At 67.2% G+C, this 22643-nt stretch carries 25 protein-coding genes; 17 read left to right on the forward strand and 8 right to left on the reverse strand.

The annotated features are described in order from the left end of the window. Nucleotides 1-58 precede the first annotated feature (58 nt). Nucleotides 59-262 carry a hypothetical protein gene (locus tag E6G92_07755; GenBank protein TMJ19656.1) on the reverse strand — a complete coding sequence of 68 codons (204 nt, stop codon included), beginning with the start codon at nucleotides 260-262 and terminating at the stop codon, nucleotides 59-61. A 54-nt stretch (nucleotides 263-316) separates the two neighbouring features. Between E6G92_07755 and E6G92_07760 the strand changes: the two genes are divergently transcribed. The 3 genes from E6G92_07760 to E6G92_07770 all read left to right on the forward strand — a co-directional run bounded on the left by E6G92_07760 (nucleotide 317) and on the right by E6G92_07770 (nucleotide 2915). Beyond that, entirely contained in the window at nucleotides 317-1033 is a 717-nt protein-coding gene (locus tag E6G92_07760; protein TMJ19657.1) for a ribonuclease PH, read from the forward strand. Next, nucleotides 988-1677, forward strand: a complete 690-nt coding sequence (rdgB, locus tag E6G92_07765) for an RdgB/HAM1 family non-canonical purine NTP pyrophosphatase (GenBank protein ID TMJ20754.1) — start codon at nucleotides 988-990, stop codon at nucleotides 1675-1677. The genes E6G92_07760 and rdgB overlap by 46 nt, the downstream gene beginning before the upstream one ends. A gap of 77 nt (nucleotides 1678-1754) precedes the next feature. Then, entirely contained in the window at nucleotides 1755-2915 is a 1161-nt protein-coding gene (locus tag E6G92_07770) for a coproporphyrinogen III oxidase (GenBank protein TMJ19658.1), read from the forward strand. Here the strand turns inward: E6G92_07770 and E6G92_07775 are convergent. Further along, nucleotides 2908-4101, reverse strand: coding sequence for a penicillin-binding protein activator (locus E6G92_07775; GenBank protein ID TMJ19659.1), 1194 nt, complete (start codon nucleotides 4099-4101; stop codon nucleotides 2908-2910). The genes E6G92_07770 and E6G92_07775 overlap by 8 nt on opposite strands. Nucleotides 4102-4114: 13 nt before the next feature. On the opposite strand from E6G92_07775, the gene rsmI reads away from it, so the two are divergent. The 5 genes from rsmI (at nucleotide 4115) to E6G92_07800 (ending at nucleotide 10501) form a co-directional block, all read left to right on the forward strand. Continuing rightward, nucleotides 4115-4945 carry a 16S rRNA (cytidine(1402)-2'-O)-methyltransferase gene (rsmI, locus tag E6G92_07780; GenBank protein ID TMJ19660.1) on the forward strand — a complete coding sequence of 277 codons (831 nt, stop codon included), beginning with the start codon at nucleotides 4115-4117 and terminating at the stop codon, nucleotides 4943-4945. After that, nucleotides 4942-5292, forward strand: coding sequence for a YraN family protein (locus tag E6G92_07785; protein TMJ19661.1), 351 nt, complete (start codon nucleotides 4942-4944; stop codon nucleotides 5290-5292). The genes rsmI and E6G92_07785 overlap by 4 nt, the downstream gene beginning before the upstream one ends. Before the next feature lie 146 nt (nucleotides 5293-5438). After that, the gene (locus E6G92_07790; GenBank protein TMJ19662.1) at nucleotides 5439-8723 is read left to right on the forward strand and encodes a hypothetical protein; all 3285 of its coding nucleotides are present in this window, start codon (nucleotides 5439-5441) and stop codon (nucleotides 8721-8723) included. A 198-nt stretch (nucleotides 8724-8921) separates the two neighbouring features. After that, nucleotides 8922-9869 carry a glutathione synthase gene (gshB, locus tag E6G92_07795; protein ID TMJ19663.1) on the forward strand — a complete coding sequence of 316 codons (948 nt, stop codon included), beginning with the start codon at nucleotides 8922-8924 and terminating at the stop codon, nucleotides 9867-9869. Continuing rightward, on the forward strand, nucleotides 9866-10501 hold the full coding sequence (locus E6G92_07800) for a DedA family protein (GenBank protein ID TMJ20755.1): 636 nt from the start codon (nucleotides 9866-9868) through the stop codon (nucleotides 10499-10501). Before gshB ends, E6G92_07800 begins: the two co-directional genes overlap by 4 nt. On the opposite strand, the gene E6G92_07805 is transcribed toward E6G92_07800, so the two are convergent. Further along, entirely contained in the window at nucleotides 10464-11387 is a 924-nt protein-coding gene (locus tag E6G92_07805; protein ID TMJ19664.1) for a tyrosine recombinase XerC, read from the reverse strand. The two genes, E6G92_07800 and E6G92_07805, sit on opposite strands and share 38 nt — an antisense overlap. After that, entirely contained in the window at nucleotides 11372-11932 is a 561-nt protein-coding gene (locus E6G92_07810; GenBank protein TMJ19665.1) for a DUF484 family protein, read from the reverse strand. The genes E6G92_07805 and E6G92_07810 overlap by 16 nt, the downstream gene beginning before the upstream one ends. A gap of 183 nt (nucleotides 11933-12115) precedes the next feature. On the opposite strand from E6G92_07810, the gene E6G92_07815 reads away from it, so the two are divergent. The 7 genes from E6G92_07815 to radC (E6G92_07845) all read left to right on the forward strand — a co-directional run bounded on the left by E6G92_07815 (nucleotide 12116) and on the right by radC (E6G92_07845) (nucleotide 16631). Beyond that, on the forward strand, nucleotides 12116-12553 hold the full coding sequence (locus tag E6G92_07815; protein TMJ19666.1) for a helix-turn-helix transcriptional regulator: 438 nt from the start codon (nucleotides 12116-12118) through the stop codon (nucleotides 12551-12553). After that, the gene (locus tag E6G92_07820) at nucleotides 12550-12996 is read left to right on the forward strand and encodes a hypothetical protein (protein ID TMJ19667.1); all 447 of its coding nucleotides are present in this window, start codon (nucleotides 12550-12552) and stop codon (nucleotides 12994-12996) included. Before E6G92_07815 ends, E6G92_07820 begins: the two co-directional genes overlap by 4 nt. A gap of 98 nt (nucleotides 12997-13094) precedes the next feature. Continuing rightward, entirely contained in the window at nucleotides 13095-13553 is a 459-nt protein-coding gene (locus E6G92_07825) for a hypothetical protein (protein TMJ19668.1), read from the forward strand. Nucleotides 13554-13654: 101 nt separating this feature from the next. Beyond that, nucleotides 13655-14179 carry a helix-turn-helix transcriptional regulator gene (locus E6G92_07830; GenBank protein ID TMJ19669.1) on the forward strand — a complete coding sequence of 175 codons (525 nt, stop codon included), beginning with the start codon at nucleotides 13655-13657 and terminating at the stop codon, nucleotides 14177-14179. Between the two features lie 65 nt (nucleotides 14180-14244). Continuing rightward, nucleotides 14245-14598 carry a hypothetical protein gene (locus tag E6G92_07835; GenBank protein ID TMJ19670.1) on the forward strand — a complete coding sequence of 118 codons (354 nt, stop codon included), beginning with the start codon at nucleotides 14245-14247 and terminating at the stop codon, nucleotides 14596-14598. 399 nt (nucleotides 14599-14997) lie between these two features. After that, the gene (gene radC / locus E6G92_07840; GenBank protein TMJ19671.1) at nucleotides 14998-15756 is read left to right on the forward strand and encodes a DNA repair protein RadC; all 759 of its coding nucleotides are present in this window, start codon (nucleotides 14998-15000) and stop codon (nucleotides 15754-15756) included. A gap of 227 nt (nucleotides 15757-15983) precedes the next feature. After that, nucleotides 15984-16631, forward strand: coding sequence for a DNA repair protein RadC (gene radC, locus E6G92_07845; GenBank protein TMJ19672.1), 648 nt, complete (start codon nucleotides 15984-15986; stop codon nucleotides 16629-16631). A 201-nt stretch (nucleotides 16632-16832) separates the two neighbouring features. Here radC (E6G92_07845) and fsa read toward each other — a convergent pair whose 3' ends face one another. The 4 genes from fsa to E6G92_07865 all read right to left on the reverse strand — a co-directional run bounded on the left by fsa (nucleotide 16833) and on the right by E6G92_07865 (nucleotide 19249). Next, nucleotides 16833-17486, reverse strand: coding sequence for a fructose-6-phosphate aldolase (gene fsa / locus E6G92_07850; GenBank protein ID TMJ19673.1), 654 nt, complete (start codon nucleotides 17484-17486; stop codon nucleotides 16833-16835). Between the two features lie 33 nt (nucleotides 17487-17519). After that, entirely contained in the window at nucleotides 17520-18137 is a 618-nt protein-coding gene (locus tag E6G92_07855) for a hypothetical protein (protein TMJ19674.1), read from the reverse strand. A 106-nt stretch (nucleotides 18138-18243) separates the two neighbouring features. Beyond that, on the reverse strand, nucleotides 18244-18672 hold the full coding sequence (locus tag E6G92_07860; protein ID TMJ19675.1) for a hypothetical protein: 429 nt from the start codon (nucleotides 18670-18672) through the stop codon (nucleotides 18244-18246). 106 nt (nucleotides 18673-18778) lie between these two features. After that, the gene (locus E6G92_07865; protein TMJ19676.1) at nucleotides 18779-19249 is read right to left on the reverse strand and encodes a DUF1801 domain-containing protein; all 471 of its coding nucleotides are present in this window, start codon (nucleotides 19247-19249) and stop codon (nucleotides 18779-18781) included. Between the two features lie 216 nt (nucleotides 19250-19465). On the opposite strand from E6G92_07865, the gene E6G92_07870 reads away from it, so the two are divergent. Together E6G92_07870 and E6G92_07875 are read left to right on the forward strand one after the other, a co-directional pair. Further along, nucleotides 19466-20980 carry a hypothetical protein gene (locus tag E6G92_07870; GenBank protein ID TMJ19677.1) on the forward strand — a complete coding sequence of 505 codons (1515 nt, stop codon included), beginning with the start codon at nucleotides 19466-19468 and terminating at the stop codon, nucleotides 20978-20980. 132 nt (nucleotides 20981-21112) lie between these two features. Beyond that, nucleotides 21113-22624: a hypothetical protein gene (locus E6G92_07875; GenBank protein ID TMJ19678.1), complete on the forward strand. Its 1512-nt coding sequence runs from the start codon at nucleotides 21113-21115 to the stop codon at nucleotides 22622-22624. The last annotated feature ends 19 nt before the right edge of the window (nucleotides 22625-22643 follow it).

The following is a 22643-nucleotide window of genomic DNA, read 5'->3' on the forward strand; positions in this document are numbered from 1 at the left end:
TGATCCGTTACTCCAGCGGAAGCTGGAATCTCGTTTCGTCATGCGGGACGCGCCCGCGTCACCGCCCGATCCGCCGTCCGATCGCGATCATCACCGCGCCGAGGGCGGCGAGGACCAGGCCGTGCATGCTCCATTCGGAATGGTCGACCATGAAGCTTTCGGCCGGCCAACGGACAATACCCAGCCCCTGGCCGATCCAGAGCAGGCCTAGGATCAGGCAAAGCGCCCCGATCACGACGATGAGCAGCCGGACGATCGCCATTTCCTTCTCTCCCCCTTTGGGGCTAAAGCGCGCCCCTTCGTCTCAGGAGTTTCTATGCGTCCCTCAGGCCGCGCGCCAGACCAGATGCGCGCAATCAATATGGAACCCGGCTTCACCCGCCATGCCGAGGGTAGTTGCCTGGTCTCCTTCGGCGACACGCGAGTGCTCTGCACCGCCTCGGTCGAGACCAGCCTGCCCTCCTGGCTTCGCGGCAAGGGGCGCGGCTGGGTGACCGGCGAATATGGCATGCTTCCGCGCGCCACCCACACCCGCGGCCGGCGCGAGGCGGCAGGCGGCAAGCAATCGGGCCGCACCCAGGAGATCCAGCGGCTGATCGGCCGTTCCCTGCGCGCCGTTGTCGATCTCGAGAAGCTCGGCGAGCGTCAGATCACGCTCGATTGCGACGTGATCCAGGCCGACGGCGGCACCCGCACGGCGGCCATTTCCGGCGCCTGGGTGGCGCTGCGGCTGGCGGTCGACGGGCTGATTGCGAAGAAGCTGATCGAAACCGACCCGATCCGCCAGAAGGTCGCCGCGGTCAGCTCAGGAATCCACGGCGGGCAGGCGGTGCTCGACCTCGATTATGTCGAGGACAGCAACGCCGGCTGCGACGGCAATTTCGTGCTGACCGACGACGGCAAATTGGTCGAGGCTCAGCTCACCGCCGAGGGCGAGTGCTTCGACGAGGAGGGCCTGCTCCGCCTGCTTCGCCTCGCCCGCATCGGCTGCGCCGAGATCTTCGCGGCGCAGGACAAGGCGACCGGACGGTGAGGAAGCTACAGGCCGGCAAGCTGGTCATCGCCAGCCATAATGAGGGCAAGGTGCGCGAGATCCGCGAGCTGCTCGGCCCCTATGGAATCGAGCCGGTTTCCGCGGCCGAGCTGGACCTGCCCGAGCCCGACGAGATCGGCACGACCTTCATCGACAACGCCGATTTGAAGGCGCGCGCGGCCGCCGACCTTTCCGGGCTTCCCGCGCTCGCCGACGACAGCGGCCTGTGCGTCGAGGCGCTCGGCGACCGGCCCGGCATCTTCTCGGCGCGCTGGGCGATGGCCGATGCGAGCGTTCCCGCCGCCGCCGGTCCCGGCGAGGTGAGCGGCGAGCGCGACTTCAACCGCGCGATGCGCCGCGTCCATGACGAGCTGGAGGCGCTCGACCCCGATGCGAGCCGAAACGCCCATTTCGTCTGCGCCCTCGCGCTGTGCTGGCCCGACGGCCATTGCGAATGGTTCGAGGGCCGTGTCGACGGCACTTTGGTCTGGCCGCCGCGCGGCGCCAACGGCTTCGGCTACGACCCGATCTTCGTGCCCGCCGGCCGCGAGGAGACGTTCGGCGAGATGGACCCGGCCGAGAAGCACGCCATGAGCCACCGGGCGGATGCCTTCGGGAAGCTGGTGGCGGCGCTGCTCGGTTGACCGTCGAAATACAGACCCGTTCGCCCCGAGCGAAGTCGAGGGACCCCTTCGAGCGCAGCGAGAATACGAGCCTCGACATGGCTCGGCAGGGTGTCTCGACTTCGCTCGACACGAACGGTTCCGGAGAGCCCCGTTCCCAGCTCGCCCTCTACGTCCACTGGCCCTTCTGCGTCTCCAAATGCCCCTATTGCGACTTCAACAGCCATGTGCGCGAGTCGATCGACCAGGAGGTGTGGCGTACCGCCTTGCTCGCCGACCTCGCCCATGAAGCGCGCGAGACCGCTGGCCGCCGCCTGACCTCGATTTTCTTCGGCGGCGGCACGCCGTCGCTGATGCCCCCGCAGACTGTCGCCGCGCTGATCGCCGCGGCCGAGGCGCATTGGGGATTCGCACCGGACGTCGAGATCACGCTCGAAGCCAATCCCTCCTCGGTCGAGGCGGCGCGCTTCGCTGATCTTGCCGCCGCAGGGGTCAACCGAGTCTCGCTCGGTCTCCAATCGCTCGACGATGAGGCGCTGCGCTTTCTCGGTCGGGCGCATGATGTCGAAGAAGGCCTGAGAGCGCTCGAGACCGCCCAAGCGGCCTTCGCGCGGGCCAGCTTCGACCTCATCTACGCCTTGCCGGGTCAAAGCGAAGCCGCCTGGGCCGATGAGCTGCGGCGGGCGCTGTCCTTCGGCACGGGGCATTTGTCGCTCTATCAACTGACGATCGAGCCCGGCACGCGCTTCGCCACGCTCGCGGCGCGCGGCGACCTGGCGATCCCCGATCCCGACTCGAGCGCCTCGCTCTACGAGCTGACCCAGGCGATGACGTCGCAGGCCGGGCTCCCCGCCTACGAAATTTCCAACCACGCCCGGCCCGGCCAGGAGAGCCGGCACAATCTCGCTTACTGGCGCTACGATCCCTATGCCGGCGTCGGCCCCGGGGCGCACGGCCGGCGCGGCGGCCACGCCACGCAACGCCACCGCAAGCCGGAAAATTGGCTCGCCGGCATCGCGCGCAACGGCCACGGAATCGTAGAGGAAACGACGATCACGCTCGCGGATCAGCGGATCGAGCGGCTGCTGATGGGCCTTCGCCTCGCGGAAGGGATTCCCTTCAAACCCGGGGGACTGAACCTTCCGGCCGTCGAACGGCTCGTCTCCCAGGGCCTGCTCGAGCGAAGCGAAGAACGGCTCGGCGCAACCCCGCGGGGGATGCTGCTCCTCGACGCGATACTGGCCGAGATCGTCAGTTGAAGCCGCGCGGGGCGGGCGAGACCACGCTCGTCCCCGTCGCATTCACCTCGCGCACCTCCAGCGCCCGCTCGGCTACGCCGTCGCGGCCGAAGCGAAACGCGCCGTCCACACCCGAAAAACCGCCGGGATCGCGCAGCGCGCGCTCGGGAAAATCGCGCCCGAGCGGCCAGTTCGCGGCGGCGCGTATGACCAGCAGCACAGCGTCGTAGCCTAGCGTCGAAAGGCGGAAGGGCGCCGCGTTGTAACGGGCGCGGTAGCGGGTGCGGAACGGACCGAAATTGGCGTCGCTCGGAGCCGCGAACCAGGCACCGCGAAGCGCGGCATTGGCGCCGATCTCCCCCTCCGCCGCCCAGCGCTCGGTCGCCAGCAGGCGCGCCTGGGGCGAGGCCTGGCGAAGGACGGGGACCGCGGAGGCCACCGTGCGCGGTACGTCGGCGACCAGCACCGCGTCTGCCGCTCCCCTCGCCGCAAGCCGGGTCCCCGCGGCGCGGGCGCCAGCTGGGCTTGCATCGAACGTCTCAATGCCGATCAGCCGCCCCCTCTCGCCCTGGACCGCCTGGGTCATCGCGAGCCCGGCGCGCTCGCCATAAGTGTTGGCCGGCACCAGCCCGCCGAAGCTGCGGGCGCCGCCGGCGCGGGCGAAAGAGACCACCCGCTCGATCGACTGGGCCGGGTTGAAGCCCATCAGATAGACCCCTTCGCCCGCCACGCTGACGTCGTTGGAGAAGGCGATCACCGGCACGCGTGCCTGCCGGGCGACGCCGGCCACAGCCCGCACGTCCTCGGCCAGCAGGGGCCCGAGGATCAGGCCGTTGCCCTCGGCGAGCGCGCTGTTCGCCGCCGGGAGCGCCCCGGCCGCCGTATCGTAGGCGGTGATCCGGATCCGCTGCCCGCCCATATCGAGCAAGGCAAGGTTGGCGGAGTTGAGGATCGAGCGGCCGAGCGCCGAATTGGGGCCGGTGAGCGGCACCAGAACGGCGACCCGGTTGTGCGTCTCGCCGGGCGGCAGCCGGCTCGGGGCCTCCTCCCGGGGCGGCGGCGCCGGCGGCGCGACAGGCCTCGTCCGCGACACGCAGCCGGCGAGGGCGACCGAGATCAGGGCGAGGACGCCGAGCTTCACCAGGTTGAAAGCGGCCCCCCGGCCTTGCTCGGGACAGGCTTGCGGGCGGAGCGACAGCGATGCCATGACGTGAATCCTCATGAGCGAGAAACTTCAGCCGGGCCTCTATATCGTCGCCACCCCGATCGGCAATCTATCCGATTTGAGTCCGCGCGCGGCCGATATCCTGGCGCGTGCCGACGCCATCGCGGTCGAGGACAGCAGGGTCACCGCGAAGCTGCTCCAGCATATCGGCGTCAGGCGGACGATGCTCCCTTACCACGATCACAATGCCGACAGGGTGCGGCCCGGCCTCATCGAGCGCATGCGCGGCGAAGCGGTCGCGCTCGTCTCCGACGCCGGAACGCCGCTCATTTCCGATCCCGGGTACAAGCTGGTGCGCGACGCGCGCTCGGCCGGGATCGCCGTCACAACCATCCCCGGGCCGAGCGCGGTCATCGCCGCCTTGACCCTGGCCGGCCTCCCCACCGACCGCTTCGCCTTCTTCGGCTTCCTCCCCGCCAAAGCCGGCGCCCGTGCCTCGGCGATCGCCGAGGCGGCGGCCTTCAAGGGCACCCTCGCCTTCTACGAAAGCGGGCCCCGGCTCGCCGCCTCGCTCGCCGCGCTCGGCCAGGGGCTCGGGAATCGCGACGCGGCGGTCGCGCGCGAGATCAGCAAGCGGTTCGAGGAATGCGTCACGGGCACGCTCGCAATGCTGGCCGAGCGCTACGCCGAGGCGCCGCCCAAAGGCGAGATCGTGATCGTCGTTGGTCCGCCGGGAGAGGCGCCCGGCGCGAGCGAGGCCGAGCTCGACGCCGCGCTCGGCGAGGCGATGCTGCGCCTTTCCCCGTCGCGCGCCGCGGCCGAGGTGGCCGAACGGCTCGGCGTCCAGCGCCGGCTCGCCTACGAGCGGGCGCAGCGGCTCAAGTGACCCGCCGCCGTGCCGAGCGTGGCGGGCGGCGGGCGGAGCGCCTCGCCGCCTGGTGGCTGAGGCTGCAGGGTTGGCGGATCCTGGGGATGCGCGTCCGAACCCCGGTCGGAGAGGTCGACCTCATCGCCCGCCGCGGCCGAATGCTCATCTTCGTCGAGGTCAAGGCTCGGGCGACGGCCGCCGACAGCGAAGCGGCGCTCGACGAGTGGCGCCTGCGCCGCGTTGTCCGCGCCGCCGAGGCCTTGCTTCCGCGCTACGCGAAAGAGGGAGACGTTGTGCGAATCGACGCCATGTTCATTACCCCTTGGGCACTGCCGAAATGGCTGCAAAACGTTTCTCAACTATAACGGTCGAGTAAAGCGAAGTCGCGCAAGCCACGGATTCCGCAATGATTGTCGAAACGGTCCTTAAACGTCTTTGACCCGTCTTCTTTCCGTGTGAGTATGACACGGGGCGACTCGACGAATCGAGACGAGAGAGCGGGAGACACATCATGCCGACGAACAACACTTCGAACGATTTTCAGCTGTGGTTCGGCGGAACGGGCGGGGGCGAAGCGCTCGTCTACGTCAGCGGAGATGCCGGGTCCGGCGGCGGCAATACGGCGATCGCTCTGACCTATATCCTGCAGGGCAACCCGAACCTCTTCGCTCCTCGCGACATCGTGCTCGACACCGTCCACGACAAGTTCTTCTTCGTCGATTCGGATGTTTCGGGCGGCCACAACAGGATCATCCAGGGCAGCATCAGCCAGGTCCTGGCCAATCCGGGATCGCCGGCCTTCACCACCTTGTACCAGGACACGGGCACGACCGCGGCGGCGAGCCTTCGCGCGCTGGCCATCGATCCCGAGCACGGCCTGATCTACTTCGATCACGGAACGACGTTCGACAAGATCGGCTACGACTCGGCTCTTCAGACCCCGACCGTTCTCGCCAACCTCGGCGCCGGCAATTTCATCACCCAGATCGCGATCGATTTCGCCACCGGCGACGTCTATCTCGCGAGCAGCCGCACGGACAGCTTCTTCGGCCAGGACATCGTCGAGGACAATTACATCTATCACGCCTCCGGCCTCACGCCGGCTTCGGCCAGCCTCACCTTCACCACCCTGCCCTTCGGCCCCGACGACGCAGCCTTCGGCGATCCGGACATCCCGCCGGTCCCCGGCAACGGCTTTCCGCAGGAACTCGGGGCGATCCGCGGGCTGGACTACGATCCGGTCACCCACACGCTCTACATCAGCACCGCGTCGGTCGCGCTGGACACCAGCACCGATCAGGACGGGTCCGAGATCACCACTTATTATGGCGGCGTCTTCTCCTACCAGACGACCGGTAATGGGAGCGGCGCCTACACCACCATCTACCAGCAGGACGGCGTGACCGGCCCGGTCGGCTCGCTCGGCTTCATCGAGGTCGATCCTTCGACCGGCCGCTATTTCGTCGTCGACACCACCGGCGGCCCGGCCAACGGCGACGGCGGAGTCTATGTCGGCAGCCTTTCGGGCGGCACTCCGACGCTCTTCGCCACGATCGGCAATCCCGGCGACCTCATCCCGCAGGGCATCGACATCCTCCACGCGCCCACCCTCGCCGGCACCGAGACCGGCGCCACGGCGACGGAGACGGCGGGCGTCGGCTCGGGCTTCAGCAACCAGGCCCAGCCCTTCGCCTCGATCACCGCGAGCGATCTCGATTCGGCGGCGTTCACCGATCAGCTCCGCGGCGCTCAGGTGCGCATCTCCGGCGGGTTCAATTCGGCCCCGGGCAGCGCCGAGCAGCTGACGATCGGCGGCACGACCAGCGGCGTGCTCGGCACCGGCATCTCCTACAGCTACAACAGCCTGACCGGCGTGATGACCCTCGCCGGCGTCAACAGCTTCGACAATTACGAAGCGGCGCTGCAGATGGTTTCCTATTCGATCAGCGGCGACAATCCGGACGCCAGCGGAACGGCGCCGACCCGGACCATCTCCTTCTCGGTCAATGACGGCCTGCTCGCCAGCGACGAGTTCGACACCACGGTCAACGTCGTCAACACCGACGACGCCCCCGTCAACACCACCGGCGGCGCGGTCTCGGCGAGCGAGGATGGGAGCGCCGTCGCGGTCACCGGGCTCTCGGTGAACGACGTGGATTCGAACGCCCTCACCGTCACCCTGTCGGTGACTCACGGCGCGATCAACGTCGCGACCGGAGTCTCCGGCGGCCTCGGCGCCGGGCAGGTGAGCGGCAACGGCACCGGCTCGGTCGTCCTTTCCGGCACCCAGAGCCAGATCAACGCCACTCTGGCCGCGATGAACGGTGTCACCTACACGCCCGCGCCCGACTTCAACGGCTCCGACACGCTGCAAATGGTCAGCAGCGACGGCACGCTGAGCGACAGCGACAGCGTCGCGATCACCGTCAGCGCGGTCGCCGACATCGCGGGCGACGCCGCCTCGGCCAGCGAGGACAGCGCCGCAAATGTCTTCGTCCTCGCCAACGACAGCTTCGAGGCCGTCCCGGCAATCGCCGGCTTCACCCAGGGCGTCCATGGCAGCGTCACACTCAACGACAACGGCACCGCGGGCGATACGAGCGACGACTATCTGGTCTACACCGGCAGCGCCGATTTCAACGGCTCGGACAGCTTCACCTATACGGTGGCGTCGGGCGGGGCGACCGAGACGGCCACCGTCAACATGACGGTCAATGCGGTCGCCGACATCGTCGGCGACAGCGTGACGGTCGACGAGGACAGTGTCGCGAACGCTCTCAATCTGCTCGCCAACGAGAATTTCGAAAATCCCGGGCGGTCCATCACGGCGGTCACCCAGGGCCTCAACGGCGGCGTGGTTTCCATCAACAACAACGGAACGCCAGGCAACACCGCCGACGATTTCGTCACCTACACGCCGGCGCCCAATTATGTCGGATCGGACAGCTTCACCTACACCGTGACCTCGGCGGGCACGACCGAGACCGCCACGGTCAACGTCACCGTCAGCGACATCAACGACGCGCCGACTGGCGTGACCGGCACGCTCCAGGCCCCCGAGGATGCGAACAACGGCAGCGCGGTCGGCACGGTGACCGCGCAGGATCCGGACAGCAGCGTGTTCACCTACACATTGCTCAACGATGCCGGCGGTCGCTTCGCAATGGATTCGGCGGGCAACGTTACCGTCGCCGACGGCCTGCTGCTCGATTACGAGCAAGCCGCCAGCCACACGATTCGCGTACGCGCCACCGACGACGAAGGCGCGTCCGCCGATTTCGACATGAACGTGAGCGTTCTCGACGTTCACGGCGAGAACGTGCTCGGCGACGGCCGCAACAACACCTTCTGGGGCGGCGCCGAAAGCGACACTCTGAACGGCGCGGGCGGCGCCGATACGCTTCGCGGCGGCGGCGGACAGGACACGATTCTCGGCGGCACCGGCAACGACGTGCTCTACGGCGACGGCGGCAATGACGACATCTCGGGCGGCGACGGCAACGACGTCCTGAACGGCGGCGCCGGCGCGGACGTGCTGCGCGGCGGCGCCGGAGAGGACATCTTCGTCTTCCACAAGGGCGAGGCCGACGGCGACACGATCATCGACTTCTGGGGCCAGGGCGCCTCGATCGAAGATTCGATCGTTCTCGAAGGCTATGCGCCGGGCACCACGCTCACCCGGGTCGGCACGGGCAGCTCGACGCATTACGAGATAAACGACCACGGCTTCATCGAGCACATCACGGTGATCGCCACCGGCCAGGTCCATCCGACCGACTGGGGCGTCATCCCGTAGGGCACGGATCGGCAGGAAAGATCGGTAAGAGGGGAGTCATCCCGGCGAAAGCCGGGACCCATGAACACGGAATTTGAGGGAGAGGCGACCACGATCTCGCATTCCTGCCGGGCTGACGTTCATGGGTCCCGACTTTCGTCGGGATGACTCCTGTGAGGATGGGGTGACAAGGCTGTATTACCCAGCTAAGTCAGTGCCATGAGCCTGCGCGTCGCCGTCCAGATGGATCCCCTCGACTCGATCAATATCGGGGGGGATTCGACCTTCGCCATCATGCTCGGCGGCCAGGCGCGCGGCCACCGCCTGTGGCATTATTCGCCGCAGGATCTGACCTGGTGGGACGGACGGCTGTGGACCATGGCCAGCCCCGTCACCGTGCAGCGAGTCGCCGGCGCCCATTACGAATTCGGCGAGCCGGAAAAGCTCGACCTCGGCCGCGACGTGGACGTCGTGCTGATGCGCCAGGATCCGCCCTTCGACCTCGGCTACATCACCGCCACCCATTTGCTCGAGCGCATCCAGAGCGAGACGCTCGTGGTCAACGATCCGGCGAGCGTTCGCAACGCGCCCGAAAAGATATGGGTGCTCGATTTCGCCCGCTTCATGCCCCCGACCGTCGTCACCCGTTCGCTCGGCGTGGCGCGCAAGTTCCTCGCCGAGCATAAGGAGATCGTGGTCAAGCCCCTGCACGGCTTCGCCGGCGGCTCGGTCTTCCGGGTCGGCAGCGACGGCGCCAACCTCGCCTCGCTGATGGAATTGTTCAACACCGCCTATCGCGAGCCCCACGTCGTGCAGGCCTTTCTCCCCGGCGTGGCGGGAGGGGACAAGCGGATCGTCCTAGTCGACGGCGAGGTGGCGGGCGCGGTCAACCGAATCCCGGGGGCAGGCGAAATCCGCTCCAACCTCGCCGTCGGCGGCAAGGCGGCGAAGACCGAGCTCACCCCGCGCGAGCAGGAGATTTGCGCGGCGATCGGCCCCCAGCTCAGGAAGCGCGGCCTGCTCTTCGTCGGAATCGACGTGATCGGCGGCGAATGGCTGACCGAGATCAACGTCACCTCCCCTACCGGCATCGTCGCCATCGACCGCTTCAACGGCACCGACACGCCGGCGCGCATCTGGGACGCGATCGAAGGGAAGGTCGGCTGACCGACTGGGTCCTGCGGCTGATCGAATGGGGCGGCTATCCGGCCGTCTTCGCGCTGATGCTGTTCGAAACGATGTTCCCGCCGATGCCGTCGGAGGTGATTCTGCCGCTCTCCGGCTACCAGGCGTGGCGGGGCACGCTCAGCCTTCCCGGCGTGGTCGTCTTCGCAACGCTCGGCTCGATGGCCGGCAATTTCCTCTGGTACCAGATCGCGCGCTCGATCGGAGAGGAACGGCTGCACCGCTTCATCGACCGGCACGGGCGCTGGCTGACGATGGATTGGGAAGAGGTCGAGCGGGTGCAGCGCCTGTTCGACCGCCACGGATCCGGAATCGTCTTCGCCGCCCGAATCCTGCCCGCGGTGCGCACCTTCGTCTCGATTCCGGCGGGCATCGCGCGGATGAACCTGGCCAAATATCTGCTCTGGTCGAGCGCGGGCACGGCACTGTGGAGCTGGGCGCTGGCGGCCATCGGATTCGGCCTCGGCCGCCGCTTCGGAATCACCGCCGAGCTGATCGGCCCGGTCACCGCGGGCACCGTCGCCCTGCTCGCGATCTGGTACGTCTGGCGGCAATTCACCTGGGACAAGCGCGCGCTCAGGCGCGCGGATGAGCGTTGCGATAAACGTCCATGAGATGCGCGGCGTCGACCGCGGTGTAGATCTGGGTCGAGGAGAGGCTGGCATGGCCGAGCAGCTCCTGAAGCGAGCGCAAGTCCGCCCCGCGCCCGAGCAGATGGGTGGCGAAGCTGTGGCGAAGCGCATGCGGCGTGGTCCGCTCCGAAAGGCCGAGCGTCCGCCGCGCCTTGACCACCGCGCGCCGGACGATCTCGCCCCTGAGCGGCCCGCCCCGAGCGCCGCGAAACAAAGGCTGCTCCCTGGCCGTCGGCCACGGGCAAAGCGAAAGGTATCGCTCGATTTCCTCGCGCACCGGCACGAGCAGGGGAACGACTCGGGTCTTGTTGCGCTTGCCGGTAACCATCAGCGCCTCGCCGAGCGGAAGCGCGGCGCCGGTCAGGCCGAGCGCTTCGGCGACGCGCAGGCCCGAGCCGTAGAGCAGCATCAGCACCGCCTGGTCGCGTGCAGCGATCCACGGCTCGTCCGAATCCCCGGCCGCGGTTTCGGCGAGCGACACCGCTTCGTCGGGCGAGATCGGGCGCGGGACGGAGCGAGGCCTCTTCGGCCCCTTGAGCCGCGGCACCGAGGCCTCGCGCCCGGCCTCCGCCGCGGCGAAGGCGAGGAAGCCGCGAACGGCGGAGAGCTCGCGCGCCGCCGAAGAATTGCCGAGACCCTCGGCGCGGCGAACGGTGAGGAAGGCCCTGAGGTCCGAGGGCTTGAGGCCGGCCAGCGCCTCGGCATGAAGCGGACCGCCGAGATGGCCGCCGAGAAAGCCGATCAGGCGGTGGGCGGTGGCGACATAGGCGCGGACCGTATGTTCGGAGCGGCGCCGCTCGCGCGTCAGATGGTCGTGCCAGCGCGCGGCGACGGCGGCCGCGGGATGGCTGCCTAGGGGATCAGCCACCGGCCCATGCAGCGGGTCAGCACCCGGCCGAGGAAGACGAGCAGCTCGGAGCCGTGGCGCGTGTCGAAACTTTGCGGGTTGCGCTGGCCGAGCGCGAGCAGGCCGCTCGGCAGCGGGGGCTCGCTGGTCAGCCGGATCAGCGCCTCTGCGCGGATCAACTCGCAGGCCGGGCCGAACAGGGGATGGCCGCGCTCGACTCCGCGGAGGAGCACGCCCTGGAAATCGCAGACCGACCGCTCGATCAGCCGCGGATCGACGAACTGCAGCCCCGAGGCGTCGGCGCGAACGCCCATCTCGCCTGCGAAAAGGGCAACGGCGACCGCGTCCAGCCCGAGCATCTGCGGCCATTCCTGGGTCACGACATGGAGCAGATGATCGAGGCCCTCCGATTCGATCGCCGCAAGAACGGCGGTGTGGATCGAGGCGACCGCGCCCGAATGGCCGCGCGCGAAGGCGATGAGGTCCTGATTGGCCTCCTCCGCCGCGGCGACCCGGGCGCGCAGGCTGGCCAGCGCCCGGTCCTCGAAGTTGATCACCGTACCCATGAGACCAGCCTAAACCGAATATGGTTAAGATGCGATGGGCAAGGCGTTTCGGCTAACCGCAACGGAAGGAGCGCCGGAGCGTGGCGACGTCGGCTCTTTTCAGGGCAATTGGGCATGAAGCGGCTGCGATCCGGAACACCGGCTCTTTGTAATTCCGCCGATCCGCGCAATAAGCGTGAGCGAATGGACGAGCATCGCCTGAAACACCTAACCGAAAAACAGCGCGAATGCCTGCGCCTGGTCTACGCGCATATGTCGTCCAAGGAGATCGCCAAGCAACTCGGTGTCGAGCCCGGCACGGTCGACCAATATGTAAAGACGGCGATGCGGATTTTGGGGGTCAGCGAGCGGCGAGCGGCCGCGCGGATTCTGGCGGCAAATGAAAATGCGGCGCAGCCGGCGCGGGCGATGCGCGAGGAGCAGGATGTGTTTGAAGCGGGGCCGCCGCGGCCGTCGGCCCGATGGCCGCTCCCGCTGCGCGGCGTCACCCCTGCCGACCTGAGACCACTGCAAAGACTGGCCTGGATCTTCGCAATCATGATGGCGATTGCCTTCGCCTTCGGCGTCTTCCTCGCCGGACTGGAGGCGCTCTCACGGCTCGGTCGGACGCTCGTTTCGTGAATTATTATTTCGTCGCTCTCCTCGCGATTTGCTCGGCCTACGCCCTTGCGGTCGGCGGCGCGCCTGAGCGGATTGCAGCGGCGAGCTACGCCTTGTCCTGTGGTGGGACCCACTTCGCCTTGGCGAGTCACGCGGGCAGCCGCTGGCTGAAGCTCGAAGTCGGCGTGTTGATCATCGACTTCCTGATATTTGCGTGTTTCTGTGTGCTCGCGTCGCGCGCCGACCGATTCTGGCCGATATGGGCGAGCGCATTGCTTGGCCTTGGAGTGCTCGGCCATTTGGCGCGATGGCTTACGCCCAATCTAGGCTCGTGGCCTTATGCCGTCAGCCTGACCATCTGGAGCTACCCGATACTGTTCTTGATGGCGTTGGGAGCATGGACTCATCGCCGTCGCCTAGCGCGATTTGGAGAGGACAGGCCTTGGACTCTGTTCTCGGCCTGATCGTTGATCTTGATTATTGGAATACCAATTGCCGGAGATTGCCGGTGCTCCCGGCATGACGCCTAACTCCTTGCGATATCCGCTGCCGGGACATTGCATTGAAGGAAACCGCCGCCGCGCCCGATGCGCTCGATCGCGCCGCAACATTGTCGGTGCTCAGCCGGGAGTTGGCGGCATGGGTGCCGATCCTTCGGCGCATGGCGGAAACCGTCGCTCTCGAGATTAACCCGGCAACCGTCCGCGCTCTCATCGCCGCGCGCCGCTTGCGCGACGAGCATTTCTGGCCGGCGATGAGCGAGGGCGCATGGGACGTTCTGCTGGAATTGTTCGCCTGCCGGCTCGAGGGCCGGCGACTCACGGTGGCGGAGCTCAGCGACACAACCGCGCTCCCCCTCGATTCGGTGCTTCACTGGATCGATTCGATCGCCGCGCGCGGCCTGATATCGCGCAGGATTCCCGAGGGCGAGGAGGCGCTGGTCGACCTTACCGACGACGGCGCCGACCGGATGCGCGCCTACCTGCTGGCGGCGCTCAACCTGTCGCCTTGGGCGCCATAGCCAATACATCGCTTGGGGCGTGACGGCGGGCACGGGCGCCCCCCCGGCGGCCATAGACGGGCCTTTGTAATCGCGCCGATTCGCGCGATAAGGGAAAAGCCATGAAACCCGAGGGCCTTGACCGGTTGACGGAGAAGCAGCGCGAATGCCTGCGCCTCGTTTACGCGCACAAGGAAACCAAGGAGATCGCCCGGCAGCTGGGCCTCAGTCCCGACGGCGTCAACCAGCGCATCAAGACCGCGATGAATACCCTCGGCGTCAGCCGCCGCCGCGACGCCGCCCAAATGCTGGCCGAGGCGGAAGGCCTTGGGACCTACCCGCCGCTGGTATACCGGTCGCGGGACATTGCCTCAGCGTCTGAACCGGCGATGCTTGGCCCATCAACCGAGGGCGGGCGGCAAAGCGGGTTCTCGGGCGAAGCGATGAGGGAAGACCAGGCTGCCTTCTGGGTAGCGCCTCAAAGCAGAGAACCCGCGCTGCCGCTCCCAATTGGGAGAATGAGGCCAGATGACATAGGGTTGGTTGGACGGCTGGCATGGATTGCCGCCATTACGATCGGGGTCGCGCTCGCATTTGGCGCCCTGATCGCCGGAGTTGAAGGACTGACACGGCTCATCTGGGGCTGAACAGTAGAGAAACCGAAAAACCAAATGACCACGCAGCCACGGCTGCGTGGAGAGGGGGAAGCTTTATGCTGAAGGCTCGTCGTAGTGCTGCGATCAAGGTCGCGGAAAGCCTTTTCGCCGCGGAGCAGGCCATCGACAACGCGCTCGCTCGAGCTGCCGAACTTAATGGCAACATCGTCACTGCTCGAATCGATGCAAAGCTGTCCGCGCTCGTCGGCCAGGACGCATTCGAGGTATCGGCCTCCGCCTTTGCCGCTCTCGCGCGAGCTCGTTGCGACATCGTCGAAACTCACAAGCGGCTGAGCGAGACCAAAATCCAAGTTGGTTTGCGCACTATTGCGGTCGGCGACGGAACCGATTGGCCTAAGCCGCCCCAGCCGACCGGAGAGCAAAGTGGCCACCTCAAGGTCGTTGCCTAATTAGCGCCGTAGGAAGGTTGCAAGGAGAGTCGCTTGTGATGAGAAGGCAGGAATCGGGGGGCGAAGCTCAAGACCAGCGTAGCGCCGCGGACCACCCTCATAGCCGCCTGAAGATGGACTTGACCGGATCGCGGTCGCGTGGTCCGATCAACCTATGGTTAAGCTCATTGTCTTTTACCTTCTGCTGCTCGTCTGTTGCGGTTACGCGCTCCTGCGCGGCGGTGCGCCGGAGCGAATTGGCGCCGCGATTTATGCGATCGGCACCGCTCTCACAGTGCTTACTTACCGAGCGTGGGCGCAGCGCTTCGGAGCAGTTGAGGTCGGAATCATGGCTCTCGACTTGGCAACAACCGTCGCGCTTCTGGTGCTCGCGCTCCGTGCTCGAAGATGGTGGCCATTATGGGTGACAGCCTTGCAAGCCGTCAGTACAGTCGGTCATCTCGCAAAGTTGGCCGACCCGCAGATGATACGCTGGGCTTACGCCTTTCTTCTCGGCATCTGGAGCTATCCGATTCTGGCCATCATCGCCTTCGGCACCTTCAACCACCAGCGTCGTCTCAAGCGCTTCGGGAGCGATCCGTCCTGGTCGAGCTTCTCCGGCCGTTCGGGGCGGCCGGCAGCGCCGATGCGCTGATCGGCGAGTTCGGCTCGGTCGCGGCGATCCTCGCCGCCGGGCCGGCCGCGCAGGCCCGGCTGCTCGGCGCCGGCCACCCCGCCGTCCCTCATCTGGGAATGATCCGCGACGTGATGCTCCACGTGCTTCGCGCCGAGATCCTCAAGGGCCCGGTCCTCGGCAACCTGCGGGCGCTGGTCGACTATCTGTTCGCCGATCTCGCGCATTTGCCGACGGAGCGGCTTCGCGTTCTGTTCCTCAACGCCAAGAACCGGCTGCTCGCCGACGAGACCATGAGCGAAGGCTCGGTGAGCGAGATCGCGATCCATCCGCGCGCGATCATGAAGCGCGCCCTGGAGCTCGGCTCGACGGCCCTGATCCTGGTCCACAACCACCCGTCGGGAGACCCCTCGCCGAGCCAGGGCGACATCGACTCGACCCGGCGAATCGCCGAGGCCGCCAAGGCGCTCGACATCTGCATCCACGATCACCTGATCGTCGCCCGGTCGGGTTGGTCGAGCTTCCGCAACCTGGGGCTGCTCTGATCGTGGGCAAAGCCAGCGAGGAACGCCGCTTGCGCCGGACGGAGCCGCGGATGCTGCGCCGGCGCGTGCGCGGCCGCTTGCAGTCCCCAGCCTCGCCGGCGGGCCGTTCCGGACAAGACCCGGCCGGCGGAGGGCTCGGCGACGTCGCGACGTCCGCCAGCCATTCCGTGGCCCTGTCGCGCGACCCCTGCGGTCCGCAGCCGTGCGATGGCGGCGAGGTTTCGCGGGTGGCTCTCGGAGAAGAAGAAACCGGCCGCTGCCGCTCGCTGCTCGATTCGCTTCTCCGCCCCGCCTGGCCGGGCGAATCCGAGCGCTGGGCCGACGCTCTGGTCGCCCGCTTCGGCTCTCTTCCCGCGGCGCTCGCGGCGCGGACCAGCGAGCGGGCGCAGATCACCGGTCCGGCGCCGGCGCGCTTCCTCGGGCGGGTCCAGGACAGCCTCGTTCACGGCCTTCGCGTGCGGGTGGCGGAGCGCCCGGTCGTCTCCACTTCGAAGCAGCTGCTCGATTATCTCAAGGCCGACATGGCCAATCTCACCAACGAGCGCTTCCGCGTCCTCTTCCTGACCGCGCAGAACGCGCTCATCGCCGACGATCTCATCTGGGAGGGGACGGTCGGCGAGGCGCCGGCCTATCCGCGTGAGGTGGTCAAGCGGGCGCTCGAAGTCGGCGCCGTCGGCCTCATCCTCGTTCACAACCATCCCTCCGGCAGCCACCAGCCGAGCGACGGCGACGTCGACGCGACCCGGCGGATCCTCATGGCCGCCTCGTCGATGGGGATTTGCGTCCACGATCACATCGTCATTTCGCGCGCCGGCTGGGCGAGTTTCCGATCGATGGGCCTGCTGGACCCACAGCGCGAAGGCGCCGCGGTTTAGGTCCGGACTCAGTTAGGCTTGCCTGGATTGGCGAGAAAAATTCAGAGTCATCCCGGCGAAAGCCGGGACCCATGAACGCGGTATTCGGTGGAAAGACGCAAGTCTGCGCCTCTCCTCGACCCAAAGTGTTCATAGGTCCCGGCTTTCGCCGGGATGACTCCTTATTAATTCCAAGGGTGAACTTCGACTCGAGTCCGCACCCTAGCCGATCGACTGCCCCGTCTTCTCCCAGTCGGCGAGAAACGTCTTGATCCCCGCCTCGGTCAGCGGGTGTTTGAACAGGGCCCGGATCACCGCCGGCGGCGCGGTCATCACGTCGGCGCCGAGCTTGGCCGCCTCGAGCACATGGATCGGGTGGCGGATGCTGGCCGCCAGGATCTGCGTGGCGAAATCGTAATTGTCATAGATCAGGCGGATGTCAGCGATCAGCTCCATGCCCGTCTGGCCGATATCGTCGAGCCGGCCGAGGAACGGCGAGACGAAGGTCGCGCCGGCCTTGGCCGCGAGCAAGGCCTGGTTGGCCGAGAAGCACAAGGTGACGTTGACCATCGTCCCGTCGCCGGTGAGCTTCTTGCAGGTCTTGAGCCCGTCGACCGTCAGCGGCACCTTGACCGCGATATTGTCGGCGATCTTGCGAAGCACCTCGGCCTCGCGCATCATCCCGTCATGGTCGAGAGCGACCACCTCGGCCGAGACCGGCCCGTCGACGATCCCGCAAATTTCGCGCACCACCTCGATGAAGTCGCGCCCCGCCTTGTGGACGAGGCTGGGATTGGTGGTCACGCCGTCGAGCAGACCGGTTTCGGCCAGGTCGCGGATTTCTGCGGTGTCGGCGGTGTCGGCGAAGAATTTCATGTCGCTCGGCCTAGGGTCCCTGCCCGCCCCCGGTCAACCCTGGCCGACGATCGCGGCCGGCGCGGCGATCGTCTGGGCGGTGAAATTGAGGGAGATCAGAGCGTAGGCGATGGCGAGGCCGGTCCAGTGCAGCCAGCGCCTCTCCGATAGCGCCATGGCGACGAACAGCGATGCGATCAGCACTGTCGGCAAGGCGATGTCGAGCAGCAGCCCGGCGAGGTCGGCCTCGCCGGCCATCGCCGCGCGCGGCGCGTCCGCCGCCAGCGCGCAGGCCAAAGTGAGGTAGAAATAGAGGCGGTTTTCGAAATAGAAGCGGCCGAGATCGATCCCTTCCTCGCCGACCTCGTCCGGAAGCACCGCGCTCGCCGCGAGGAAGACGAAGACGTTGGGCAGAAGCAGCACGACCAGGCCGCCGAAGCTCACCCGATCGACCACGGTCATGCTCCAGATGCTGAAGAATTCGGAGATCAGCAGGAGCAGGACGAGCAAGGCGGCGGCGACCGGAAGCGCCGCCCATTTCACGGCGTGGGCGCGGCGGAGCAGCCGGTGAAGGCTGATCAGCAGATCGGAAAGGGCGAGCGCGAGCACGATCGTGACGAACGCGCTCAGATAGGAAAAGAGCGTACCGGCGCCGACCACCTGATCCCCCACCGCGGCAAATCCAACCCGATTTCAGGATTATGGTCCCGCGCCGCCCGAGGCAATGGCCCCCGCGCCCGAAATTGGGGACTGTCGCTATTTCCCGCTCGCCGGCGGCTCAGGCGCCGGCGAGCGCCTCGGCCCGCTGCGCGCGCCGCTCGGCCGTCAGCTTGGCCGCGGCCCAGATGTCGACCAGCGTGACTCCGGCGACCGCGGCCATGGCTGCGACGACGTTGCGGCGGACGGCGCGGTCCTCGCTCCTCAGCCCCAAAGCGAGCGTCCCGAGATCGACGAAATCGCCTGCGGCGCGCGCGATCATCGCCGGCGCCGGATTGGCGGCGAAGGCGCCGACTCCAGCCCCGATCTCGCGCGCGCCGTAGAAGCGGATCAGGCCTTCCTTGCCCTCGAGGCCGAGCCACCGCGCAAGCCGGCCGGGCGCGACAAGCTCGGCGGCGCCGAGGCCGAACGAGAACCAGCCGAGGCCGCGCGCGACCTGCTCGGCCAGGGTCCAGGATTTGGGCGTATTTTCGGCTTCGGCGTGGGTCATGACGGGCTCCATGGCGTTGCGCGAGGTGGGACGCACGAGGCGCTTTCCCGTTCCCTTCGTTACGCCGCCGCCCGCGAAACCGCGGCCGGAAAAAGAGGGACAATCCCTAGTTAGGCCGGCGCGGCCTTTGCTTGGCCGAGACCGACTTGATGATCAGCCGCTCCTCGGCCCGCGGGTCGATCGGCGCCTCGGCCCGGTCGAGCGCCGCGACGATCAGCGCCTGGATAGGCGGATCGTCGAAATCCTCCGGCGCGTGGAGCCGGACGTGGCGCACCCGGCTCCCCTCGCCCTTCAGCAGGCCGTGCGGATCGGGCAGAGTCTTGCCCCACAGGAAGCAGAGCGTCACCCAGCGCGGCATCACCGCGAGCGACAGGATCGCCTCGCCGGCCTTCTCGCCGCGGGCGAAGCCGATCGCGAGCGCGTTGTAATTGTCGTAGACCAGCACCTGCGCCCCCGGAATCCGCGCCCGTGCCCTGGCCAGCAGGGCGCGGGTCAGCGCCGCCACCTGCGGCGTGAACTTGTCGATAAAGCCGTCGAGCCGTTCCTGGGCCTCAGTCGTATCCTGGCGTGCAATCATGTGCCGCGCCTCCCCGGCCACGATAGCACGAGCCGCGCCTGAATCGACAGTGCGGCGAAGAAATCCCCAAGTCGGACCATTCCGCCGCTTCACCGAAATCGTCATTTTTGGTAGGCCTTGTTCGGACCTGATCGATGAGGAGCCCGGGTCCTGATCGCAGGGGCGAAGGCGAAAAACGCATCTTCTACTTCGCCTATGCATGGCGGGGAGGGGGTTATGGGCGGGAATTCGGAACATGAAGCAAGGCCGCCGAAGGGCGGCGCGCCGTCGGCGATGCTGCTCGACGGTTATGACAGCATCGCGGGGGAATTGCGCAGCGCGGCGCTGACGCCTTCCGGCACCGACGAGGGCGGGAGCGCCGATTCCTCTCATATCGCGGTGTGCGAGGGTATGAGCGAGCTGACCCAGGCGCTGAACATCGATCAGTCGCTGGCGATCGAGTTCGGCGACATCGGCAAGGCCGACGAGAAGCTGGAATTCGTCCGCAAGCAGAAAGCGACCACCGAGAGCATCTCGATCGTCGTCCATGCGCGCCACCGGGAGAAGCAGCTCACTGCCAAAAAGCCGAGGCTGGAGGCTCCGCTCGATCCCGCGAAGCTGGTCGAGTTCGTCCGGGCTCACGGCGATTCCTATGTCGATTCGATCTCGATGGGCGGCGAATATCACGCTGTTTACACGTTCCAGACCCAGACCAGCGAGGAGCAGAAAAGCCTCAAGGGTGAGCTCGAGGCCAAGGTCACCAAGGGCGGTAATTCGGTCGACGGCAAGGTGGTGGCGGACCTCCACGAATTCGCGAGGAACAGCAGGATCGCCTGGACCTTCGATCAACGGCTGACCGGCGTCGGCGAGGAGATGCCCAAGCGCGAGGACATGGCCGATTTCGTGCGCCGCTTTCCGAAGATGAACTTCAACCGTCCCGTGGTGATCGACCGATCGACCGCGCATTACGAAAATCTCCCCGACTTCCCCGGCGCCGCCTTCAAACCGGTGGCCGACAACCGCGACTATTTCCTGGCGAAAGAGGGCGGGCTGGCGCGGGCGCTCGTCCAGCTCGCGGCGCGGCGCAACAAGGCCGAGTGGGTCCGCAAGATCCACGAATGCTACGGCTTCAGGGATACGGCGCTCGCCGCGTTCGAGCAGGAGGTCGCCGCCGATCGCGCGGCGATCGGCAGGCAATTGGTCGACTATCGCGACAACCCCCTTCAGGCGCTCAAGCGCCCGGCGCTGACCTCGCTGACCAAGGGCCCGCCCCGCCTTCGATACGAGAAGGGGATCACGGATCAATGGGGGACGAGCACCGGCTCGTGGGTGTGCGACTATCCCCCGGTCGAGCAGGCCTTGCAGGCGCGGCTGCGGCTCGAATGGCTCCAGCTTCGCGGGTCCGACCATGCCGACAAGATCACCATGTTCTATCGCGACGGCCACGGCGACGGCGAGGAGCGGCATATCGGCGGCGACGGCGGAGGCGGCATCCCGCAGAACAAGCTGGCCCTCGATTCCGACGAGTTCGTGAAGACGGTCGCGGTTCGCCGCGGCGAGATCATCGACCGGCTGGAGATCGTCACCACGCGCGGCGTCAGGACCTGGGCCGGCGGAGATGGCGGGAAGCCCGACGGCTTCGAGGCGACGGACGGCCGGGTCATCCTCGGCTTCCAGGGGACCGGCGGCGTCGACATCAACACGCTCCAGGTCGTCTGGGCGAAGCTGCTGCCCTGCAGCTACGCGACATAGGCTCGCACGCCCCATCCGACGTTCGGTCCATAGTCGATTCATTCCGCCGGCGGCGCGCGCTCCGCTCCTTTGCCGGTCCAGGCGGCCATGTTATCCCGACTCGCCCTTTTCGGGCCGGGGGGAGAGATCGCGATGACGCAGACGAGCGCGGGCGCCGGCGACACGCCGAACAGGCTTTTCAGCGGCTATGACAGCGTCGGGAGCGGCATGCTGTCGTCGAGCGCGGTCCTCGGCGACCACGAGCATGGCGGCGGCCGCAACGCTCTCAACATCCAGGTCTGCGAGAGCGTCGGCGAGCTGGCGGAGGCGCTTGAGATCGATGGTTCGCTCTCGGTCAGCTACCTCAAGGCGGTGAACGTCACCGCCAAGATGAAGTTCATGAAAAGCCTCAACGTGACGGAGAAGAGCGTCACCATCGTCGTCTATGCCGCCCAGGAAACGGGCACCTGGCGGGTCACCGACGCCAGCCTCAAGGCGGGAATCGAGCCGCCGACCGACGACAAGGCGGCGGCCCGCTTCGTCCGTTCCTACGGAGATTCCTTCATCAAGGAAGCGACCCAGGGCGGGGAATATTATGCGGTCTACACCTTCCGAACGGCGACCCAGAAAGAGCAGAGCAGCCTGACCAGCGCGCTCAAGGCGGAAGGCATCTACAGCGGCATGACCGCCAAGGCGGACGTGCAGGCGAAGATCTCGAGCTTCGTGTCCAAAACGTCGGTGGACTGGACGCTCAAGCAGGAAATGACCGGAATCACCGGCGTCGCCCTGCCGGGTGAGGACAAGCTGATCGAATTCGCGCTCGCTTTCTCGTCGAAGACGATGAACGCGCCGGTGACGACCGGCTTCGCGATCCAATATTACGAGAACATCCCCGGCTTCGGCGACGGTTTCGGCAAGGTGACCGCCAACCGCCGCCACTTCCTCGGCGCGAGGGGCGTGCTCGCCAGCCTCGCTCGACTCAAGGGCGTGGAGCACCAGATCAGGCGGCTGAACGACATCTACGCCTGCTACAGGTTCGAGGATCCCGAGCTCGACGCGCTTCGCGCGAAGGTGGAGGCCGATCTGGAGACGGTCGAGGACCAGGTCGACGCCTGGCGCGACAATCCGACCGGCAATTTCGCCAAGCCGGTGCTTCCTTCGCTGGCGTCCGGCGAGCCGGTGCTGGACTTCGCCGCCGGCCAGCCCGCCTCGTTCGGCAACGAGGGCGGCGGGACCTTCGACTTCATGTCGGTCGGGGACGCGTTCCGCAACCGGGTGCGGATCGCCTCGATCCGGCTTGCCGACGGCACATGGAACGATCACCACGTCATCCGCCGAATCGAGGTGGAATATGCCTCCGAAAAGGGGCGCTGGACGCGGATCCACGGCCAGGACGGAAACAGCCGCGAGAAATTCTTTCTCGAGGACGGCCAGTTCCCGTCGCTGCTGCGAATCCATCACGGAACCTATGTCGACGCGATCGAGATCCAGCTCGACGACGGGCGTTCGACCTCGGCGGGCGGCGGCGGCGGCGTCCCCACGGACTGGAGGCCGGGCCCCGGCGCGGTGGTGCTGGGCTTCGCCGGCCGGGCCGCAGCGGCGGTCGACCAGATCAAGATCATCCACGGCGCTCTGAAGAAGGCCCGCTACGTCAAGAGCGGCTGAGCGCTCCGCCCGCCCTTCC

The sequence above is a fragment of the Alphaproteobacteria bacterium genome, assembly GCA_005883305.1.
Taxonomy (GTDB): domain Bacteria; phylum Pseudomonadota; class Alphaproteobacteria; order Sphingomonadales; family Sphingomonadaceae; genus Allosphingosinicella.

What these genes read in the sequence shown, in the direction of transcription:
- E6G92_07835 (TMJ19670.1), top strand. Translation starts at nt 14,245, where the DNA reads ATGCTGAAGGCTCGTCGTAGTGCTGCGATCAAGGTCGCGGAAAGCCTT.
- E6G92_07760 (TMJ19657.1), top strand. Translation starts at nt 317, where the DNA reads ATGCGTCCCTCAGGCCGCGCGCCAGACCAGATGCGCGCAATCAATATG.
- E6G92_07755 (TMJ19656.1), bottom strand. Translation starts at nt 262, where the DNA reads ATGGCGATCGTCCGGCTGCTCATCGTCGTGATCGGGGCGCTTTGCCTG.
- E6G92_07775 (TMJ19659.1), bottom strand. Translation starts at nt 4,101, where the DNA reads ATGGCATCGCTGTCGCTCCGCCCGCAAGCCTGTCCCGAGCAAGGCCGG.
- E6G92_07815 (TMJ19666.1), top strand. Translation starts at nt 12,116, where the DNA reads ATGGACGAGCATCGCCTGAAACACCTAACCGAAAAACAGCGCGAATGC.
- E6G92_07770 (TMJ19658.1), top strand. Translation starts at nt 1,755, where the DNA reads ATGGCTCGGCAGGGTGTCTCGACTTCGCTCGACACGAACGGTTCCGGA.
- fsa (TMJ19673.1), bottom strand. Translation starts at nt 17,486, where the DNA reads ATGAAATTCTTCGCCGACACCGCCGACACCGCAGAAATCCGCGACCTG.
- rsmI (TMJ19660.1), top strand. Translation starts at nt 4,115, where the DNA reads ATGAGCGAGAAACTTCAGCCGGGCCTCTATATCGTCGCCACCCCGATC.
- E6G92_07865 (TMJ19676.1), bottom strand. Translation starts at nt 19,249, where the DNA reads ATGATTGCACGCCAGGATACGACTGAGGCCCAGGAACGGCTCGACGGC.
- E6G92_07830 (TMJ19669.1), top strand. Translation starts at nt 13,655, where the DNA reads ATGAAACCCGAGGGCCTTGACCGGTTGACGGAGAAGCAGCGCGAATGC.
- radC (TMJ19671.1), top strand. Translation starts at nt 14,998, where the DNA reads ATGGGTGACAGCCTTGCAAGCCGTCAGTACAGTCGGTCATCTCGCAAA.
- gshB (TMJ19663.1), top strand. Translation starts at nt 8,922, where the DNA reads ATGAGCCTGCGCGTCGCCGTCCAGATGGATCCCCTCGACTCGATCAAT.
- E6G92_07875 (TMJ19678.1), top strand. Translation starts at nt 21,113, where the DNA reads ATGACGCAGACGAGCGCGGGCGCCGGCGACACGCCGAACAGGCTTTTC.
- E6G92_07870 (TMJ19677.1), top strand. Translation starts at nt 19,466, where the DNA reads ATGGGCGGGAATTCGGAACATGAAGCAAGGCCGCCGAAGGGCGGCGCG.
- E6G92_07810 (TMJ19665.1), bottom strand. Translation starts at nt 11,932, where the DNA reads ATGGGTACGGTGATCAACTTCGAGGACCGGGCGCTGGCCAGCCTGCGC.
- E6G92_07860 (TMJ19675.1), bottom strand. Translation starts at nt 18,672, where the DNA reads ATGACCCACGCCGAAGCCGAAAATACGCCCAAATCCTGGACCCTGGCC.
- E6G92_07790 (TMJ19662.1), top strand. Translation starts at nt 5,439, where the DNA reads ATGCCGACGAACAACACTTCGAACGATTTTCAGCTGTGGTTCGGCGGA.